We start from the raw sequence: 20,755 nt of genomic DNA on the forward strand, positions 1-20,755 counted from the left end.
GTTATGGTATTTAAATAATAAATAGACATAATAAAGTTAAGGAACAGCCATGAATACATCTCCCTCTGATCACATTCCTCAAGAAGCCTTTGATTGGTATGACGAATACGCCCACGGTTTAATGGACCGACGTACTTTTATGAAGAAACTCGGTGGCCTTGCTGCTCTTGGCGTTTCGATGGCTGTACTTACATCAGCATTATTACCTAATTACGCATTGGCTGAACAAGTGTCGTTTAATGACGTCGATATAACAGCAACGTACGAAGAATTCGATTCGCCAGACGGGCACGGTAAAGGCAAAGGTTACTTAGCAACCCCTAAAAACATAGAAGGCAAGCTTCCCGTTGTACTCGTGATACACGAAAACCGTGGATTAAACCCTTACGTAAAGGATGTAGCAAGACGCTTAGCTAAAGTCGGTTTTATTGCGTTTGCACCCGACGCGCTCTTTCCACTGGGTGGCTACCCTGGTAACGATGATGAAGGACGCGCTATGCAAAAAACCATGGATCGCGCTAAAATTCAAAACGATTTTGTTGCCGCAGCGCACTTTTTAAAATCGCATGCTAACAGTAACGGTAAATTAGGCGCTGTCGGTTTTTGTTTTGGTGGCTACATTGTTAATTATTTAGCGGCAGTAGATAGTAATTTAATCAGCGCTGGCGTGCCTTTTTACGGCACTCCCGCCAGTGAAAGTTTACGTAAAAATATTAAAGCACCGTTAATGATTCAATTAGGCGAGCTGGATAAACGTGTAAACGCGTCGTGGCCACAGTACGAACAAGATTTAAAAGCTAATAATGTTGAATACACTATGCATATGTATAAAGGGGCAAATCATGGTTTTCATAACGACTCGACAGGTCGATATGATAGAGACAATGCCGAGCTTGCATGGCAACGTACCGTTGAGTTTTTCAATAAAAAGCTAAGTTAACGAATAAAAAATAATGCCACCAGATCTAAGCCGGTGGCACTATTAAAAATACTTGGTTTTTATTAACTTTAAATTTTTTTGCTACGCATAACTAATAAGGACAACAAGATGAGTAAATAAATACTCAAAGAGCCACCGCTACTAGAGCCATCTTTATTTTCGACTTTTGCAATTTTTTCTTCTTTAACACGTGTTTTAAACCTTGCTAGTTCTGCATCTAAATTAGTACTCATATCACTAACTGCTAGATTAAAACCTTCAGCCGACTTTTCAGATAACGTTTCATCAATACCTATTGCTGTTGTTCTTTTTTCAAGTTTACTTATACCTGGTGCTCTAAATAACATTTTTCTACTTTTAATATCAAAAACAGCTGTATCCACAAAGGTTTGAATTGTATTTTCATTACCTGGAATAACGTACATACCCACTATTGTCCAATAAAGTAAGGCTGCATTATTTTCATACGATTGCGTAACTTGATCATATGAAACCAGTGCCATTACATCGACATCGTAAAGCCTCCCGACTTGCTCGAGTGTTGCAAAACCTTCACCTCCTTTTAAATAGGTACTTGGTATAACTTCAATGCGGTCAATGTAATCATATTGTAGAAATAACTTTTTTACTTTTTCGAGTAACTCGACTTGGTTCTGGGTCTCTAACCCGTCTGGCTGCCAGTTTTTAGACGGTACAAATGCAATTCCGACGGTAACAGGGAGTTTTAAAACAGGTATCTCAGGTTTATAGGTAGAGCGGCTTTGTTGATCAGGATATAAGAAGTCCATTAAGCTACTAGATTGCGTATTTTTACCTGTATTGTTACTCACAAACGAACTACAAGAAGCAAGTAAGGTCGCCATAAAAATAATTATATATTTATTAAATTTCACATTTATTCCTTTTTATTTTTAATTTAATTTAATTCAGTTACGTGCCAAAGCTCACCCGATGGTCCCCATAAGTAAATAACGCTACCCCAAGGTTCTTGTTTTATACCCTCAAAGCGGATATCAAAACCGTTTAGGTTACTAATAAGTTCATATGCTTCATCTATATTTAACACACAAAGTTGCAGCATTAAGTTTTCAGCAAACGTTTTATTATAATAACGCTGTAAAAAGAACGTACATTCGCCAAAAGTACACACGCATAAATCATTTGAGGCATCTTCAATCTTAAATCCAAGCGCTTTATAAAAGCGCTGAGATTGCTCATAATTTTTACAGGGAATAAAAATTCTAATATCATCAACTTGCATAAATCTTCCTTAATTAGCTCAGTACGCTTTTATCAATAATTCCTTTATTTACCAACTGCTGCAAAATAGCTTGGGATTTTGCTCTGCATGCATCACGTAGTAAACGCACCGCTGGGGTTATTGACTGCCTACTTGGGCAAATAAGCCAAAGTTCACCATTAACATGTTGATAATCTTGCATTACAGTAACCACCCTGTCATTGAGTAAATCATCGGCTATATCAAGGGCTGATTTTACAGCCAAGCCTTTACCCGCAACGCACCAGCGCCTTACTAAATCGCCATCGTTTGAGGCGCGCCTGCCATTCATTTTAACTTTATATTTTGACTCACCATCGGTGAATTCCCACGTATTATTTATAATATCCTGCAACTGATAAAACAAACCTTGATGCGACGCTAAATCATCGGGATGCATGGGAGCCCCGTTTTGTAAGAGATATTCGTCAGTTGCACATAACAAGCGCGGTACGTTACAAATTTTGAATCCATAAACGCTAGCATCATTAGGCGAGCCATAACGAAGCGCTATATCAACTGAGTCACGGTAAAAGTCGATATTACTATCACTTATATGCGTTCTTAAACTTAGCTTTGGATAAGTGTCCATGAGTTCATCAATCCATGGGATCACTAAGTTACGGCCTAAATCAGATGAAAGGGCAACACGCAGCTCGCCTTCTATTTCGTCGTGCTCACCTTTTAGATTTTGCTTTGCAAGCTCAAGTACAGCTAAAGCCTGCTCACATTGTGGTATGTAGCGCTCCCCAGCAGCCGATAACCTTAAATGACGTGTTGTCCGAACAAATAGCTCACTACCAAGGGCTGCCTCAACACGTTTAATAGCAGCGCTTGCTGTGGCTGTACGCATATCTAACTTAGCAGCTGCGAGCGTAATACTTCTAAACTCAGCTACTTTTAAAATAAGTTTTAAATCTTCTATGTTCATATTATCTATTTATATTTGATAATGATTCAACAATTATGCGGTTTATCTATATTAAAGCAAGGTCTACTATCTATCCATCAGCTAGCCAAAGCATGGCTTGCACCTTATATGTAAATAGATTAGGACACTTATTATGAAAGCCATTGGTTATAAAAAATCTCTTCCTGTTTCAAACCCTGAGTCGTTAATTGATGTTGAATTACCACAGCCAGTTGCAACAGGTCGTGATTTATTAATTAAAGTTAAAGCTATTGCAGTTAACCCTGCCGATTATAAAGTGCGCCTATATATGCCACCAACAAACGGTGAAATAAAAGTTATTGGTTGGGATGCAGTTGGCGAAGTGGTTGCAACAGGTGAAGCTGTTACAGACTTTAAACCAGGTGATGCGGTTTACTACGCAGGTGATATTACCCGCCCAGGTAGTAATGCAGAATTTCAATTAGTGGATGAGCGCATTGTAGGGTTCAAACCACAAAGCTTAAACGATGCTGAAGCTGCTGCATTACCACTTACTGCAATAACAGCGTACGAGTTATTATTTGAGCATTTAAACATTGTAAAACAAGCAGCTGATGCAAAAACAAAATCAGACGAAGTTATTTTAGTAACAGGTGCCGCAGGCGGCGTTGGTTCTATTTTTATCCAGCTTGCTAAAGCGATTACTGGTGCAACAGTGATTGCCACTGCATCGCGTGAAAGCTCACAAGCATGGGTTAAAAAACTAGGCGCAGATTATGTTGTTGATCATACAAAACCATTACCGGCTCAAATTGACGCATTAAACATTGGCTCGGTAACACATGTAGCAAGTCTGCACAGTACTGATACTTATTTTGAAGCGTATACAGAGGTACTTGCACCATTTGGTAAAATTGCAATGATTGACGATCCTGAGTCATTAGATGTTAGTAAATTAAAAATGAAGAGCTTATCGCTACATTGGGAATTTATGTTTGCCCGCTCAATGTTTAATGCCAAAGATTTAATTGAGCAAAGCAAGTTATTAAATCATGTTGCTGAGTTAATTGATCAGGGCCATATTCAAACAACGATTGGTAAAAATTTAGGCGTTATAAATGCGGCTAACCTGCGTATTGCACACGCAGAACTTGAAGAAGGTCGCTCTATTGGCAAAATAGTATTGGAAGGTTTTTAATTCTATAAATACCAAATACGCGCTGCCTGAATTAATTGGAGGCACCAATGTAATTGGTGTCTTCAACCAATATTTCGGGGTGGCTATGGCTGTATTTATATTTATTAAAGAAACTATTACCTAATAATATTTGATAATGATTCAACCATATACCTGTTTATCATATTGTAATAACCCACTACTATCCGTACCTAGCTATATTGATAGGCTTTACTTTACGTAGATATCAATTGAATTAAATAATTAGAGTGATTTAAAAACACGATATTATTTTTGTAATAAATTTTTAAAAGGGTTTGTTTTTACTAAAACTGACTCAACATAGTAAATACTGGTAAAACACCTACTCAATGGAGAAACTAATGACTCACCCTATTATTAATGACTTAGAAAAGCGTTACACAGCAAAACGTTACGATGCAACGAAACGTGTATCTCAAGACGATTTAGCCGTTATTTACGAAGCTATGCGCCTATCTCCATCATCTATTAACTCGCAGCCTTGGAAATTCATCGTAATTGAATCAGATGAGGCTAAAGAGCGTATGCATAGTACATTTGCTAATAAATTTGCGTTTAACCAGCCACATATTAAAACAGCTTCGCATATAATATTATTCGCTCACAATCCTAAATATACCCGCGATGACTACGCACAAGTTATTGATGCAGATATTAAAAACGGCCGTACTAAAGCAGAAAATCGCGAACAAGCTTTTGGTGCTTATGCCTTTGTTGATATGAATACTGATGAGCAAGGCGTTAATGAAGAGTGGACTAAAGCACAAACTTACATTGCACTGGGTAACACTATGCATGCCGCTGCACGTTTAGGCATTGATTCAACCCCAATGGAAGGCGTAGATGCCGAGCTGATTGGCGAAGTCTTTGAAAAAGAACTTGATGGTTACGTATGCGACGTGGCATTAGTACTTGGCTATCATGATAGCGCTGAAGATTATAATGCTAAATTACCTAAATCTCGCTTAGCAAAAGAGCAAGTTATTCAGGTTTTATAAGTAATACGTTATAAACTTAAATGATAACAATATTAAAAAACCACTTATTTAAATAAGTGGTTTTTTTGCTTTAAAGCAGTTTAACTTACTTTGCGCTGTGCAGCCTGAATGTATTGCACTAAATCTTCAATAGAAACCACGGTCATATTATGTTTATTAGCATAATCACTCACCTCAGGTAAGCGCGCCATTGAACCATCTGGATTTGTCAGTTCGCAAATTACGCCAAATGGTTTTAAGCCGGCAAGTTGCATTAAATCAACGGATGCTTCGGTATGACCGCGACGCACTAATACGCCACCCGTTTGTGCCTTTAAACCAAATACATGCCCTGGGCGCGATAAATCACTTGGTTTTGCATTATCCGCTGTCGCTGCTTTTATAGTAGTTACTCTATCAGCAGCAGACACACCTGTTGTTACGCCATGCTTAGCTTCAATAGTGACTGTATAAGCGGTGTTATTTTGACTCGTATTGTTAGCTACCATTTGCGGTAAGTCGAGCTGTTTAATGCGCTCATCCCCCATGCATAAACAAACAATACCGCTGCCTTCGCGGATCATTTCGGCCATTTGAGAAGTCGTTAAATGCTCAGCTGAAAAAACAAAGTCGCCTTCATTTTCACGGTTTTCATCATCAACAACAAGTACGCCTTGGCCTTGCTGTAGTGCAGTGATTGCGCTTTGTACGCGGGTATGGCTTTCGCCGAATTGAGTAAGTAGAGACTGAATCATCATTATATTCCAAATAAAAATAATAGATTCAGGACTGTGAAAGGATCAGTAATACATCACTTAAATTTAAAGCGATCACTACCAAAATAGCTTAAATAAAATAACAAAAAGCACGCAGCAAAAAGCAGCGCACACTGTTATACCAATTAACATTAAATTAGTGACTAATTATAGCGCAAAGAAAATAGCTCACTTAACGCGATACAACGGTCATGTCTTTAATAAAATTGGTTTTAGTATAATAAGCCATATTCTCTTTCATCCGGACTGTAACCGTCGGCTCTGGCATCTCACCAGATCTGCTTGACCTTTACTTAACCTAAAATAAGTTAAATAAAGCGCTCGCGGGCTCGTTTAAGTCATAAAAAACATTAAACATACCGCCGGTGGGGAATTTCACCCCGCCCTGAGAATTTACAGTAAGCATTAGCACTTACTGTAGGCATATTATACGCTTGTATTTATTTGTTTTTCAAAACTAAATACAATAAAAACTACGAAAGTTGAATATTTAACGATGCGCGATCTACTATACCTTCGTTTATATCAGCAACTAGCGTACAGGTAGCACCATTGACCAAATTTAAGTTAGGTTGAACGTGCCCTATATCGGCATCAAAAATTACAGGAAATAAACACCCACCTAGCGCTACATCTAACGCATGGCGATAATCAAAGGCATCGTAATGACCTTGTGTTATTTCACTTCTCCCTAAAACCAATCCATTGATGTCGTCAAATATGCCAGCTAATTTTAATGACAGTAAAAATCGTGCAACGGTTGTAGGTGTAAGTTCCGAGTTTTCAAGGTATAAAATAAGCCCTTCGGGCGCACTGTTCTTTTTAAACTCATGCAGCGCTAAAAATGGCGAGTCGAGCAATAAACCTACGGTATCTAAACACCCACCAAATAACCGACCAGACATTTCTATGGTACGTTTATCTGTGTAGTTTAAACATTGCCAGTTTGTGGGCTCACTCGGGCTGAGTAATTCGTTCGGGTTTTGCGCGTAATTAGGCTTATTTTTTTGGTATAAAGAAGAAGGACCTTGCTCAAATTTACTACCGGCTTCGTAGGTCAGAGTTTCAAATATTTGTAGGCTATACGGATTTTTTTCATCTGGGTGTAACTGCATAAGATTAGCGCTGTGAAGGGTTGCCCATTGGCACTTAGCAGTGAGTGCACATGCAATAGTACTCACATCAGAAAAACCAACTAACCACTTAGGTTTTGCTTCTTTAATGGCGTTAAAATCAAGTAGTGGCAGTATTTCCATTGCCAGCTCACCACCCATTGGCGGCATAATCGCATCTATTTCATCATCTAATAAAAAACCCATTAGCTGCTTAGCATGCGCTTTAGCATTAAGCTGTTCGCGTGGTTTGTTTTGACGTAAAAACTCGCCTTCAACAACATTATACCCTCGTTGTTGTAGTCCATTTATAACAATATCTAAGCGTCCGTGATACTTTTCTTTTAGCCCAGATGAAAGCGAGCAAATAGCAATTTTAGAGCCTACTTTTAAAGGCGCTGGGTAAAGTATATTAGCCATTGAGTGTTCCTTTTTAATAATACCAACCTGCATAAATCTTTGATCAATTTAACGAATTAAATTGCACTATAACGTCGTTAAAAGTTTTTTATTTAGAACAACTAGATATAAAAACTTTTGCCTAGTTCTAGCGTAATTTTCTTAACGTTAAATAGACCCCATATATAAGCAGATTGGTATAAAGTGATTATGTACCTATATCATCATGCTCACTCTTTATGCAATATGAACACCCTTATCAGTATAGTGATTTATTTAAGGCATAAAAAAACCGATGTAAATACATCGGTTTTTATTTAAAACGTTAAAGTGAGTTATGCGTTAAAGATACTCAACTTCAATGATTTCGTACTCAACGATACCTTTTGGCGTTTGGATAGACACTGCATCGTCTACTTGTTTACCAATTAAGCCACGTGCAATCGGTGAATTAACAGAAATTAAGTTGTTTTTAATATCGGCTTCATCATCGCCTACAATACGGTATTTTACTTCAGCATCCGTATCTACATTTACTATAGTTACGGTAGTACCAAAAATAACTTTGCCCGTATTTGGCATTTTAGTTACGTCGATTATCTGAACATTTGAAAGTTTAGCTTCAATTTCTTGAATACGACCTTCACAAAAACCCTGTTGCTCACGTGCAGCGTGGTACTCAGCGTTTTCTTTTAAGTCACCGTGTTCACGCGCAACAGCAATGTCGGCGATAATTTTTGGACGGGTAACTGTTTTTAATTCGTTAAGCTCTTTGCGCAGTAAATCTGCGCCACGAACTGTCATCGGAATTGATTGCATACTTTTCTCACTTAACACCAAGGCCCTAGTTGGCCTTGGCACATTTCCTTAGTTCAATCGCAGGTGTAGCTCTTGAACTGACGTTACTTTACTACGGTCATCTGCTTTGTTAGCAGTACAGTTAGCAAAAGCCGCGTTCAAGGTTGTCGTATAGTTGGTTTTATTTTGCAATGCACCACGACGTAACACCTTCGAATCTTCGATCGCTTGGCGACCTTCGGTGGTATTAACGATATAGCTGTACTCTTTATTCTTGATATAATCAAGAATATGCGGGCGGCCTTCATATACTTTGTTTACACGTCGTACTTCAATGCCAGCTTCTTCAAGAGCTTGTGCCGTGCCACCCGTTGCGTCAAGTTCAAAACCTAAGTCGGTCATAATCTTGGCTAATTCAACAATGCGTGGCTTATCGCTATTACGAACAGATAATAACGCGCGACCACCGCGTGGTAAAGTGTTGCTTGCACCTAATTGTGCTTTTGCGAATGCTTCGGCGAAAGTATCACCAACACCCATCACTTCACCCGTTGAGCGCATCTCAGGGCCACGAATTGGATCCACACCCTGAAACTTAGCAAATGGTAAAACAACTTCTTTAACGCTGTAATAAGGAGGGATCACTTCTTTAGTGATACCTTGGCTTGCCAAAGACTGACCCGCCATACAACGAGCCGCCACTTTTGCAAGCGCTACACCGGTTGCTTTTGATACAAACGGTACAGTACGTGCGGCACGCGGGTTAACTTCAATTAAGTACACTTTGCCATCTTTTACAGCAAACTGTGTATTCATTAAGCCAACAACACCAAGCTCAAGCGCCATATCGGTTACTTGCTTGCGCATCACATCTTGCACTTCTTGCGATAAAGAATGTGCTGGTAATGAACATGCTGAGTCACCAGAGTGAACACCGGCTTGCTCAATGTGCTCCATGATACCGCCAATAATTACTTGCTCGCCGTCGCAAATCGCGTCAACGTCAACTTCAATTGCGTTATCTAAGAAACGGTCCAGTAATACAGGTGCTTCGTTTGATGCAGATACAGCTTCGGTCATGTAGCGACGTAAATCGTCTTCATCGTATACAATTTCCATTGCACGACCACCTAGTACATACGACGGACGTACAACGAGTGGGAAACCAATTTCAACTGATTTAAGTAGTGCTTCTTCAGTTGAAGTTACTGTTGCATTTTCTGGCTGAAGTAAGTTCAGACGCTCAACAAGTTGTTGGAAACGTTCGCGATCTTCTGCACGGTCAATCGCATCAGGTGAAGTACCAATTACTGGAACGCCATTCGCTTCAAGCTCACGTGCTAATTTAAGTGGTGTTTGACCACCGTACTGCACGATAACGCCTTTTGGCTTTTCAACACGTACGATTTCGAGTACGTCTTCAAGTGTAATTGGCTCAAAGTATAGTCTATCAGATGTATCGTAATCGGTAGAAACCGTTTCAGGGTTACAGTTAACCATGATAGTTTCATAGCCGTCTTCGCGAAGCGCAAGCGAGGCATGTACACAACAGTAATCAAATTCAATACCTTGGCCGATACGGTTAGGACCGCCACCAATAACCATGATTTTGTCTTTATCTGTTGGGTTTGCTTCACACTCTTCATCGTAAGATGAGTACATGTAAGCTGTGTCTGAGCTAAATTCTGCGGCGCACGTATCAACACGCTTGTATACTGGCACGATGTTTAATAGGTGACGTTTTTTACGAATTTCAGCTTCAGATACACCAGCAATTTCAGCTATACGTGGGTCTGCGAAACCTTTGCGTTTAAGTTTACGTAGGAAGTCGGCATTTAAACCAGCCATACCTACTTCACTAATTTTTGCTTCGTCTTTTAAAATATCTTCTATTTGTACTAAGAACCAGCGATTAACTTTAGTCAGCTCATAAACGTCATCAACGCTCATACCATGGCGCATTGCATCGGCAATGTACCAGATACGCTCAGCACCTGGCTCGCGTAATTCGCGAATGATTTTTTCTTTAGCTTTAGGGTCATCAAGTGCAACTATTGGGTTAAAACCTGTTGCGCCCACTTCAAGACCACGTAATGCTTTGTGTAATGATTCTTGTTGGTTACGACCAATCGCCATTACTTCGCCAACTGATTTCATTTGCGTAGTTAAGCGATCGTTAGCACCGGCAAATTTTTCAAAGTTAAAGCGAGGAATTTTTGTTACAACGTAATCGATTGAAGGCTCAAAAGACGCTGGAGTTTTACCGCCAGTAATATCGTTTTGAAGCTCGTCAAGCGTGTAACCAACTGCTAGCTTTGCAGCAATTTTAGCAATTGGGAAACCCGTTGCTTTTGATGCAAGTGCAGATGAACGTGATACGCGTGGGTTCATCTCAATGATAACCATACGGCCATCTTCAGGATTAATACCAAACTGCACGTTAGAACCGCCAGTTTCTACACCAATTTCACGTAATACCGCCATAGAGGCGTTACGCATAATTTGGTATTCTTTGTCGGTTAGCGTTTGCGCTGGTGCAACGGTGATTGAATCGCCAGTGTGAACACCCATAGGGTCAAAGTTTTCAATGGTACAAACAATAATACAGTTATCGTTTTTATCACGTACAACTTCTGTTTCGTACTCTTTCCAACCAATCAGTGATTCATCAATCAATAATTCGTTTGTTGGCGATAAGTCTAAACCGCGCTCACAAATTTCTTCAAACTCTTCCATGTTGTAAGCAACACCGCCACCGGTGCCACCCATGGTGAAAGAAGGACGAATGATACATGGTAAGCCAATTCGGCTCATTGTATCTTTAGCTTCTTCCATTGAGTGAGCAATTTCAGCACGAGGACATTCAAGGCCAATGTTTTTCATTGCTACGTCAAAGCGTTCACGGTTTTCTGCTTTGTCGATTGCATCCGCCGTTGCGCCAATTAGCTCAACGCCGTGCTTAGCCAATACACCGTGCTTGTCTAAATCAAGTGCACAGTTTAATGCTGTTTGACCACCCATTGTAGGCAGTACTGCATCTGGCTTTTCTTTTTCAATAATTTTTTCTACCACTTCCCAATGAATTGGTTCGATGTAGGTAGCATCGGCCATTTCAGGATCGGTCATGATAGTTGCAGGGTTTGAGTTAACTAATATAACTCTATAGCCTTCTTCTCTAAGTGCTTTACACGCTTGAGCACCAGAGTAGTCAAATTCACAAGCTTGACCAATTACAATTGGGCCTGCGCCTAAGATAAGAATGCTTTTTATGTCGGTACGTTTTGGCATTATTACTCCAGTTAAATTAGTGTTTACGCGCTTGCATCAAATCGATGAAGTGGTCAAATAATGGTGCTGCATCGTGTGGACCTGGACTTGCTTCAGGGTGACCCTGGAAGCTAAACGCAGGCTTATCAGTACGATGAATACCTTGAAGCGTTCCATCAAATAACGATTTATGCGTGGCACGAAGCGTACTTGGTAGGCTTGATTCTTGAGCTGCAAAACCATGGTTTTGAGCTGTGATCATAACTACATTACGGTCTAGGTCTTTAACTGGGTGGTTACCACCGTGGTGGCCAAATTTCATTTTTTCTGTTTTAGCACCTGAGGCAAGGGCTAATAACTGATGACCTAAACAGATACCAAAAATAGGTGTGTCGGTTTCTAAAAAGGCTTGAATGGCTTCAATAGCGTAAGTACATGGCTCAGGATCACCAGGGCCATTAGATAAGAAGATACCATCAGGGTTTAAAGCAAGTACCTCAGCGGCTGAAGTTTGCGCTGGTACTACTGTAAGTTTACAACCACGGTCTACAAGCATACGTAAAATATTACGTTTTACACCGAAGTCGTAGGCAACAACATGAAACTTTTCATCAGCAGCGTCAAGGGTTTTAAATCCTTCACCTAATGTCCAGCTTGATTCGCGCCACTCAAAATTTTCCTTGGTTGAGACAACTTTTGCTAAATCCATACCTTTTAAACCTGGGAAGGCTTGCGCGGCTTGTAACGCTTTATTTTCGTCTAGCTCGTCACCGGCAACAATACACCCGTTTTGTGCGCCTTTATCACGCAAAATTCGAGTTAGCTTTCTGGTGTCGATGTCCGCAATACCTAAAATATTACGTTCTTTTAAGTAATCATCTAACGATTGCTCGTTACGAAAGTTACTTGCTAGCAGTGGCAAATCACGGATCACTAGGCCTTTAGCCCAAATTTGATTCGCTTCTTCGTCTTCGCTGTTGGTACCCGTATTACCGATATGTGGGTACGTCAAAGTTACGATTTGTTCCGCGTATGATGGATCAGTCAAAATTTCTTGATAACCAGTCATAGACGTATTGAATACCACTTCACCGACTGACATGCCGTCAGCGCCGATTGCAGTACCGCGAAACACTGTGCCGTCTTCTAGGACTAACAGAGCGGATTTAGTCAAGTTAAACCTCCTAACAGTAAAAAACGGGAGTAAGCAATTGCTTAACACCCCGCCAATACCCAGAGGGATCGTCAAAACCAGATTTTTGTGAGCTTAAATTGTTTTACGCAGTCTTAAATGATGCAGATGTAAAGCATTCAACCTTCAATCATTTTTCTTGCCTAAAACTATTTTCATTCCCACTGAAACCCTGGATTTACTAGCCACTTGGGTATAATTGGAAACACGCATTTAGTAATTTTTGGCAAATTGGCTGCATATTACATGAAGTTGCTATTTAGGTCTAACATTATTTGGTTAATTGTTACAAATAAGTCACTGTAGGTGAAATTAGACCCAAACAGTTAAAATAGTAACTAAACTACTTAAGATCTAGCACATCTTGCATATCATAAAGTCCAGCAGGTTTATTTTTTAACCAGCTTGCAGCCCTTATAGCACCTAGAGCGAACGTCATTCTCGAACTTGCTTTATGTGTTAATTCAAGCCTTTCGCCCATTGTAGCGAAGTATGCGGTATGTTCACCTACTATATCGCCCCCTCTTAGGACAGAATAACCAATCTCATTTTGAGATTTCGCTGTTTCTACTTGGCTTCGGTCATATACCGCAACCTCGTCGTGATCCCAGCCTTTCGCTTGCGCGATTGACTCACCTATTGCCAGTGCAGTACCCGATGGTGCATCTATTTTATGACGGTGATGCGCTTCAAATATTTCGATATCTAAATCGTCACCAAATTTAGTCGCTGCAGTTTGTACAAGGTTAAGTAATACATTGACACCTACGCTGTAATTTCGTGCAAATACAATAGGGATATGTTTAGCGGCATCGTGTAATAGCGCCATATCATCATTTGTTAAACCTGTTGTGCCAATTACCATAGGAATTTTTTGTGCAACAGCTGTTTTTAAATGGTTTTTCATACCCGCTGGCAGCGTAAAGTCGATTAAAACATCTACATCATCTATTGTACTTTCGTCGCTAAAGCTAACACTGTTATCGGCTGCGCTATTTACTTGATTTACATTAATGCCCAATAGCGATGAACCACTACGAACATATGCGCCTGTAAGTTGTGTTTGCTCTTTAATTGTCGCGGCTTCTAATAGGGCTAAGCCCATTCTGCCGTTAGCACCAAAAACACCTATTCGATTTGTAGTCATGGTTTTTACCTAATTTAATTTGAATCCGTTTATTAGCCATATATCCGGGCATTACAAAATACGCAGGTGGGTATTTTTATGCAGTTGGATAAATATTAATCGCTGAAAATCGCGTTGCTTTATAGATATTATCTAAAAGTCATGCAATAGTCAGGTGACCTTTTAATTTAATAATAATAACAATACCAGTTTACTTTAGCCATCTATACATTTAAACTTCTCTTTCGCGTCGATTTGGTCTTTGGCTTGCGGACGCTGCGGCTAACAACTTTTTAAAATAAAAAGTTGTACTGCTAAATTCAGCTAAAAGAGGAGTTTTGGCTGTGATAAATTTTACTGGTTATGAGGATTATGATGCAGCCATCATTTAATAAAAACAAAGCAATACTTTCTTTACTTCCCCTACTTACCTTTGTAGCGCTATTTTTAGGCTCAGGTTTGTATTTGCAATCGCAAGGGGTTGATTATGCTTTTTACCAACTACCTGCACCTGTTGCTATATTGCCCGCCATCATGCTTGCGTTTATTTTAAATAAAGGCACGGTAAACCAATGTGTAGAGACCTTTATTAAAGGTGCCGGACACAACAATATTATTACCATGTGTTTAATCTACTTACTTGCAGGTGCCTTTTCGGCTGTGGCAAGTGCAACCGGTGGAGTAGATGCGGTAGTAAATGCAGGCTTATCACTTATTCCACCTTCGTTATTGCTCCCTGGTTTGTTTTTAATTGCGGCCGTTGTTTCTACTGCAATGGGAACGTCAATGGGTACGATTGGCGCCATTGGCCCTATCGCTTATGCGGTATCAATTAAAACAGGTATAGACCCAGCATTAATGGCAGGTACGATTGTATCTGGCGCTATGTTTGGCGATAACTTATCTATTATTTCAGACACCACTATTGCAGCTACGCGCACGCAGGGCTGTGAAATGAAAGACAAGTTTAAAGAAAATCTTAAAATTGCAGTCCCTGCAGCCATTCTAACAATCGCCCTGTTGTTTTATTTAACACCTGCTGCACAAGTAGTTGAAACTAAAGACTATGATATTTGGTTAGTACTTCCTTATGCCTTTATTTTAGTGTTAGCAGTTGCTGGCTTAAACGTATTTGTAGTGTTGTTTAGCGGTATTATTTTTGCCGCATTAATGGGCTTTACAGGAAGTTACGAAGGCGCAAGCTTTGTAAAAGACATTTACAAAGGCTTTACTGATATGCAGGAAATATTTTTACTTTCTATGTTTATTGGTGGCTTATCTGAATTTATTCGTATTAACGGTGGTCTTGATTACATTGCTCAAAAAATTCAAGCGATTACTAAAATCATTGCAAAATGGCACCGTAAAGTGGCGGATCAATTAGGTATCGCTGCGTTAGTTTTAACAAGTAATGTATGTATTGCTAATAACACAGTGTCTATTATTGTCGCGGGTCCTATTGCTAAAAAGCTAGCGGATGACGGTGAAATAAGCGGTAAACGCTCTGCCAGTTTACTTGATATATTTGCCTGTGTTACACAGGGTTCATTGCCATACGGTGCCCAAGCATTGTTATTAGGTGCTACGTTTAAAATTAGCCCGTGGGAAGTATCAACGTCTTCTTATTACTGCTTTATTTTAGCATTTACAGCCATTGCAGTTATTTGCTTACGCCGTAATAAAGCATAGTTTAAACACCGACACTATGTTGCAGCTTAATAAGTAAGCTGCAACATATGTTAAAATAATATTCTACATATCAATCACTTTTGCTATAATGCGCGCCTTCGCGTGTCACTAAAATTATAGTTAAATACAGATATGAAATTTAAAAAATTACTTCCTCTCGTTACTTTTACATCAATTGCTTTATCGTCTTCTGCTTTTGCGGCTAATTGGAGCAGCACAGCACTACATATTAATAATGGCAACCAAAAAAACCCATTCACTGAGCAAGAGTCAAACACCACTGTTTACTCGGTTCAACATGCATCGGGTTACGATTACGGTGATAACTTCTTTTTTATCGATTACAGTAAAGACGATACCGATGATGGTTACCAAGATGCTGATTTTTATGGTGAGTGGTATTCAACGGTAAGCTTATCGGCCATTAGCGGCGAAAAAATTGGCGCAGGCGCATTATTAGATGTGGGCCTTACCGGTGGTATTAACGTTGCTGGCGACGCTAAAGTAATGAAATACTTGCCAGGTGTTAAATTAAGCTGGGATGTACCTGGGTTTAACTTTTTTCAAACGCTATTCACAGCTTACATTGACGATAGTGAAGGTGTAGCAAAAGGCGGGGCTCCTATTGAAACAAATAGCTGGATGCTTGATGTTGCCTTTGAATACCCTTTCACTATTGGCTCACAAAAATTTAGCTTTAAAGGCCACGCTGAATACATTGCAGAACGTGAAGATGAATTTGGTAACGATGTAGAGGCGTGGATACTCGCACAGCCTATTTTAGTATGGGATATGGGCCACGCTCTTCAAATGAAAGAAAACACACTACTGTTGGGTATGGAATTACAATACTGGCACAATAAACTAGGTACTGAAGTCACTGAGTCAGTGCCACAAATCCATATTGAGTGGACGTTTTAAGCTTTAACGATACTCGTTTTACCCTACATTAATAAGCGAAGCTCTCTTTTAGCTTCGCTCTTTTCATCTCCAAATTAAACAACGTTGAGCATGACAAAGCCTCAATTGAATAGTACTTAATGTTTGGTTACTATAATGAATTATTCTGAGTTTTATATATTAGAGCTTATATTATTTGTCCTTAATTGGAGTAACCAAATGTCGTCGATTAAAGTTATTTGCTTTTCTACTTTATTGTTATTAACAAACAATGCATTAGCGAGCACAACGCAAGATACCTCTTCACTTTCTTATGATGCGCTTTTAAGCAGTTACCAGTACGACTTTAAAGTAAATTACTTTAACATTGAGTCACAAAAACAGTCTCTTAAAATGGCCTATATTTACTTAAAGCCTACCAAATCCGACATGCCTACAGTGACGCTTATGCACGGCAAAAATTTTAATGCAGATTACTGGACTACCACTGCGCAATACCTGCAATCTTTAGGCTACGGCGTATTAATTCCTGATCAAATTGGTTTTGGAAAATCATCTAAACCAACTAATTACCAGTATTCATTTGCGGCTCTTGCTCATCATACTCATGCGTTAATGGACTCACTTAATATAAAAGAGTCAATTGTATTAGGGCACTCTATGGGTGGGATGCTAGCGAGTCGTTTTGCATTAATGTACCCAAACACAACAAGTAAATTAATTTTACTTAACCCTATTGGGCTTGAAAACTACCTGCAGTATGTTGATTACAAAGATACAAATTTTTTCTATAAAAACGAATTTTCAAAAACGCCAGAAGGCGTAAGAAAATACCAACAAAAAAATTACTACGATGGTAATTGGAATGCCACATATTCAGCCTTAACCGACTTTATAACAGGGCAAATACAAGGCCCAGATAAAGAACAAATGGCATGGGTAAATGCAAAAACATACGATATGATTTTCACTCAACCTGTAATAACCGAATTTAAAGATTTAGCAGTACCGGTTAAATTAATTATTGGTACACGCGATAGAACCGGCCCTGGCCGTAACTGGAAAAAAGACGGTGTTGATTACGAGCTTGGTCGATATGATAAATTAGGCAAACACGCTGCAACACTTATCCCTGACGCACAATTATTTGAACTGGATAATTTAGGGCACCTGCCGCACATTGAAGATTTCGAACGCTTTAAAAATGTATTTAAACAAGCACTTGCTGCTGAATAACCACGCTTAAAAACTAAAATAAAACCCCTGTAGGTAAATACTTACAGGGGTTTTATTTTAATTACGCATTAATACTAAACGTACACTACTTCAGATAGTAAAGCGCTTAACTACAGTGTGCATTGTGGGTTTTTACCCTGTGCTTTAGCAGTGCTTTGCTCGCTTAGTGCTTTACTCATTTGCGCTTGTAAATTTTTAATACGGTTACTTGGCGCTGGGTGAGTAGATAAAAACTCAGGGGTTGTACCGCTGCCCGCTGCACTCATATTTTCCCAAAGTGTAACCGACTCTTGTGGATTAAAACCCGCCTGTGCCATTAAATCCAGACCTATAGTATCGGCTTCTGATTCGTGAGAGCGGCTAAATGGTAAAACAACTCCATATTGTGCGCCCAAACCTAAGCCTTGCATAATTTCGTTACGGTATTGAATATTACCCATTTCAAGTGCCGCGCTGCCCAGTTGCATACCGGTATCTAAAATAGAGCTTTGTGAAACACGCTCATTAGAATGCTCAGCAATTACGTGCCCTACTTCGTGCCCTAGCACTGTTGCTAATTGGTCTTGATTGGTGGCTATTTTTAATAAGCCCGTATGAACCCCAATGTAACCCCCAGGTAATGCAAAAGCGTTAGCAGATTCATCTTCAAATACCACTACTTCCCAATTTTGCGACGCGTATTCTTTTGGTAATACAGCCACTACTTTTTCAGCAATACAATTTACATAAGAATTTGTTTTAGCGTCTTTATTTATTGGCTGAGATGCTTTCATTTCGGCAAAGCTAGCTGTGCCCATTTCACTCATTTGTTGATCTGAGTAAAGCGCTATTTGAGTACGTCCTGTTGGTGACGTTTTACAACCGGCTAAAACGGCTGTCGCTAATACTGCAAGTACTAGTTTTTTCATGATAATTCTCTTAAGTAATGAATTTTTTATTGCTTGTAGAATAGCAAACACAGTACCAATTTAAAATATTTGCTTTATGTACCGTTATATTAAAAAAAAGCAATATGACGATAAACTTAGCGGGCAAACTAAGTTTATCCAAATACAATGCCCTGTTACACTATAACCCTTGTTTTTAGTGATTGTTGAGTTTACACATGGACGCCTCAGCCTCGTCTTTTAATACCCGTATTTTATTGCCTTTATTAGCCAGTATCGTGGCGATTACGCCATTGGCGATAGATATGTACTTACCTGCCATGCTGGTAATTGCAAACGATTTACACACTAATATGCCCAATGTACAAATATCGTTGAGTATTTACTTAGCAGGCTATTCATTAGGGATGCTATTTTTTGGCCCCATTGCCGATCAAATTGGCCGCCGTAAGCTTGCACGTATCGGCTTAACCTTATTTGGTGCAAGCTCACTTGCACTGGCATTTACCACCGAAATCCATGCTTTTTGGACTCTTAGAGCAGTGCAAGCATTTACGGGAGCGGCAGCAACGGTAGTAGTACCGGGTATTATTCGCCATATTTATCAGCAAAATACAGCTAAAGGAATGTCATATGTATCGATGATCATGATGGTAGCACCGTTAGTTGCCCCCTCTGTTGGTTCGTTTATTTTAGGATTTTCTGTTTGGTCAACAATATTCTTGGTTCTTGCTGGATATAGCTTTTTAATATTGGCGTTAGTGCAAGTGTATCTAATTGATATTCCTATTCACAAAAATGAAAAAAAGGGTCTCGCTCTATTTTTTGATAGCTATAAAACAGTACTCAGTAATAAAGGTGCACGTGCCGACATACTCAGTTCTATGTTTGTATCGTTTGGATTTTTTTGCTTTTTGACCTCAGTACCATTTATTTATTTAGATTTATATGAAGTGTCAGAACAGTTATTTGGTGTGTTATTTGCCTTTAACGTAATGGCGCTGATGTTTGGTAACTTTTTAAATACGCGAATTGTACCAAGGCTGGGCTCTCGAAAAATGCTCTATATTGGGCTTACATTTGGATTTGTATCGGGGCTGGCTCTGCTAACATTTAGCTTATTGCATTTATCACTTTATTATATTGTGGCTGCTATTGCGCCATTAATGATGAGCTTAGGCGTCACTGCAAGTAATGCTGACTCGCTAATATTAATGAAGTTTGAAAAAAACACAGGCACGGCAACGGCCGTAATTGGCACACTTCGTTTTGGCAGTGGCGCATTAGTTGGCCCACTACTCGCTATTATGCATGCAAAAAGCGCAGTGCCGTTTTCAAGTTTAATGTTTAGCGCGGTTTTGCTTACTATGCTCGTACAGTTAATTCACTATAAAAAAGACAAAAAAAATGCCTCAATATGAGGCATTTTTTAAAACTAATAATTCAATTAAGCATCAGCAGCTTTAGAAACCATAACCATTGCAGGGCGTAATAAACGACCATTCAATGTGTAACCTTTTTGCATAACAGCAAGTACTGTATTAGGTGTTACATCGTTACTTGGTTGAATTGACATTGCTTGATGAAAATCTGGATTAAACTGCTCACCTTGTGGATTTACAATTTCAACACCAAACTTTGCAACAGCATCGTTAAAGCTTTTAACTGTCATATCGATACCTTCAAGCAACGGCTTTAGAGTCTCATTTTCTTTATCAGAAAACTCAATAGCACGCTCAAGATTATCAATTACAGGTAGTAATTCGTTAGCAAATTTTTCTAGTGCAAACTTATGCGCTTTTTCTACATCTTGTGCTGCACGACGACGAATGTTGTCTACGTCTGCTGCAGCACGAACAACACCATCTTTTTGATCAGCAATAGTTTGTTTAGCAGCTTCAAGCTCTGCATATAGCATAGCTATTTCTGCTTCAGGGCTTTGCTCTTCTTCTGCATGTTGATCAGCGGCTTCTACTGCTGCTTCTACATCAGCCTGCATTTTAGAAATTTCTTCGTTTAATTCTACTTCTTGCTCAGGGTTTTGTGTCTGCTCAGACATAAAATAC

General features: G+C 39.4%; 18 protein-coding genes and 1 riboswitch. Of the genes, 7 read left to right on the top strand and 11 right to left on the bottom strand.

Annotated elements, in window-relative coordinates:
• Positions 1-49 precede the first annotated feature (49 nt).
• Positions 50-940, top strand: a complete 891-nt coding sequence (locus H5115_RS10570; RefSeq protein ID WP_182755183.1) for a dienelactone hydrolase family protein — start codon at positions 50-52, stop codon at positions 938-940.
• A 68-nt stretch (positions 941-1,008) separates the two neighbouring features.
• On the opposite strand, the gene rhlP is transcribed toward H5115_RS10570, so the two are convergent.
• Genes rhlP through H5115_RS10585 form a run of 3 tightly spaced genes read right to left on the bottom strand, consistent with a single transcriptional unit; the run spans position 1,009 to position 3,150 of the window.
• A complete protein-coding gene (rhlP, locus tag H5115_RS10575) occupies positions 1,009-1,803 on the bottom strand; it encodes a rhombotarget lipoprotein (protein WP_182755208.1) in 795 nt (264 codons plus the stop codon).
• Positions 1,804-1,856: 53 nt separating this feature from the next.
• Positions 1,857-2,201 carry a hypothetical protein gene (locus H5115_RS10580; RefSeq protein WP_007375815.1) on the bottom strand — a complete coding sequence of 115 codons (345 nt, stop codon included), beginning with the start codon at positions 2,199-2,201 and terminating at the stop codon, positions 1,857-1,859.
• Between the two features lie 13 nt (positions 2,202-2,214).
• On the bottom strand, positions 2,215-3,150 hold the full coding sequence (locus H5115_RS10585; RefSeq protein WP_138489302.1) for a LysR family transcriptional regulator: 936 nt from the start codon (positions 3,148-3,150) through the stop codon (positions 2,215-2,217).
• Positions 3,151-3,283: 133 nt separating this feature from the next.
• Here H5115_RS10585 and H5115_RS10590 point away from each other — a divergent pair, with 133 nt between their 5' ends.
• Together H5115_RS10590 and H5115_RS10595 are read left to right on the top strand one after the other, a co-directional pair.
• On the top strand, positions 3,284-4,309 hold the full coding sequence (locus tag H5115_RS10590) for a zinc-binding alcohol dehydrogenase family protein (RefSeq protein WP_182755185.1): 1,026 nt from the start codon (positions 3,284-3,286) through the stop codon (positions 4,307-4,309).
• 362 nt (positions 4,310-4,671) lie between these two features.
• Entirely contained in the window at positions 4,672-5,328 is a 657-nt protein-coding gene (locus H5115_RS10595; RefSeq protein ID WP_004335410.1) for a nitroreductase family protein, read from the top strand.
• 80 nt (positions 5,329-5,408) lie between these two features.
• On the opposite strand, the gene ribB is transcribed toward H5115_RS10595, so the two are convergent.
• From ribB to dapB, 6 genes are all read right to left on the bottom strand, one after another.
• Positions 5,409-6,062, bottom strand: coding sequence for a 3,4-dihydroxy-2-butanone-4-phosphate synthase (ribB, locus tag H5115_RS10600; RefSeq protein ID WP_182671740.1), 654 nt, complete (start codon positions 6,060-6,062; stop codon positions 5,409-5,411).
• 246 nt (positions 6,063-6,308) lie between these two features.
• Positions 6,309-6,480: riboswitch (FMN riboswitch) on the bottom strand.
• 76 nt (positions 6,481-6,556) lie between these two features.
• Complete coding sequence (locus H5115_RS10605; RefSeq protein WP_182720067.1) at positions 6,557-7,615, bottom strand: S66 peptidase family protein; 1,059 nt, start codon at positions 7,613-7,615, stop codon at positions 6,557-6,559.
• A 321-nt stretch (positions 7,616-7,936) separates the two neighbouring features.
• Positions 7,937-8,413, bottom strand: coding sequence for a transcription elongation factor GreA (gene greA / locus H5115_RS10610; protein ID WP_004335404.1), 477 nt, complete (start codon positions 8,411-8,413; stop codon positions 7,937-7,939).
• Positions 8,414-8,461: 48 nt separating this feature from the next.
• Positions 8,462-11,680 carry a carbamoyl-phosphate synthase large subunit gene (gene carB / locus H5115_RS10615; protein WP_182681088.1) on the bottom strand — a complete coding sequence of 1,073 codons (3,219 nt, stop codon included), beginning with the start codon at positions 11,678-11,680 and terminating at the stop codon, positions 8,462-8,464.
• Positions 11,681-11,696: 16 nt separating this feature from the next.
• Positions 11,697-12,833 (bottom strand): glutamine-hydrolyzing carbamoyl-phosphate synthase small subunit, encoded by a 1,137-nt coding sequence (gene carA, locus H5115_RS10620; protein WP_182755188.1) that lies wholly within the window; start codon positions 12,831-12,833, stop codon positions 11,697-11,699.
• A gap of 361 nt (positions 12,834-13,194) precedes the next feature.
• The gene (gene dapB / locus H5115_RS10625; RefSeq protein WP_004335398.1) at positions 13,195-13,998 is read right to left on the bottom strand and encodes a 4-hydroxy-tetrahydrodipicolinate reductase; all 804 of its coding nucleotides are present in this window, start codon (positions 13,996-13,998) and stop codon (positions 13,195-13,197) included.
• Positions 13,999-14,352: 354 nt separating this feature from the next.
• Between dapB and H5115_RS10630 the strand changes: the two genes are divergently transcribed.
• The 3 genes from H5115_RS10630 to H5115_RS10640 all read left to right on the top strand — a co-directional run bounded on the left by H5115_RS10630 (position 14,353) and on the right by H5115_RS10640 (position 17,802).
• Entirely contained in the window at positions 14,353-15,666 is a 1,314-nt protein-coding gene (locus tag H5115_RS10630; protein ID WP_004335396.1) for a Na+/H+ antiporter NhaC family protein, read from the top strand.
• Between the two features lie 132 nt (positions 15,667-15,798).
• The gene (locus tag H5115_RS10635) at positions 15,799-16,587 is read left to right on the top strand and encodes a nucleoside-binding outer membrane protein (protein WP_024604219.1); all 789 of its coding nucleotides are present in this window, start codon (positions 15,799-15,801) and stop codon (positions 16,585-16,587) included.
• A gap of 198 nt (positions 16,588-16,785) precedes the next feature.
• Complete coding sequence (locus H5115_RS10640; protein WP_182755190.1) at positions 16,786-17,802, top strand: alpha/beta fold hydrolase; 1,017 nt, start codon at positions 16,786-16,788, stop codon at positions 17,800-17,802.
• 110 nt (positions 17,803-17,912) lie between these two features.
• Here the strand turns inward: H5115_RS10640 and H5115_RS10645 are convergent, their stop codons facing one another.
• Entirely contained in the window at positions 17,913-18,710 is a 798-nt protein-coding gene (locus H5115_RS10645; RefSeq protein WP_039487466.1) for a M48 family metallopeptidase, read from the bottom strand.
• Positions 18,711-18,907: 197 nt separating this feature from the next.
• Between H5115_RS10645 and H5115_RS10650 the strand changes: the two genes are divergently transcribed.
• Positions 18,908-20,110 carry a Bcr/CflA family efflux MFS transporter gene (locus H5115_RS10650; RefSeq protein WP_182755192.1) on the top strand — a complete coding sequence of 401 codons (1,203 nt, stop codon included), beginning with the start codon at positions 18,908-18,910 and terminating at the stop codon, positions 20,108-20,110.
• Positions 20,111-20,136: 26 nt separating this feature from the next.
• Here H5115_RS10650 and grpE read toward each other — a convergent pair whose 3' ends face one another.
• Positions 20,137-20,748, bottom strand: coding sequence for a nucleotide exchange factor GrpE (gene grpE / locus H5115_RS10655; protein ID WP_024597391.1), 612 nt, complete (start codon positions 20,746-20,748; stop codon positions 20,137-20,139).
• Positions 20,749-20,755: the final 7 nt, after the last annotated feature.

It is taken from the genome of Pseudoalteromonas sp. SR44-2, assembly GCF_014163745.1.
GTDB classification, from domain to species: Bacteria; Pseudomonadota; Gammaproteobacteria; order Enterobacterales; family Alteromonadaceae; genus Pseudoalteromonas; species Pseudoalteromonas distincta.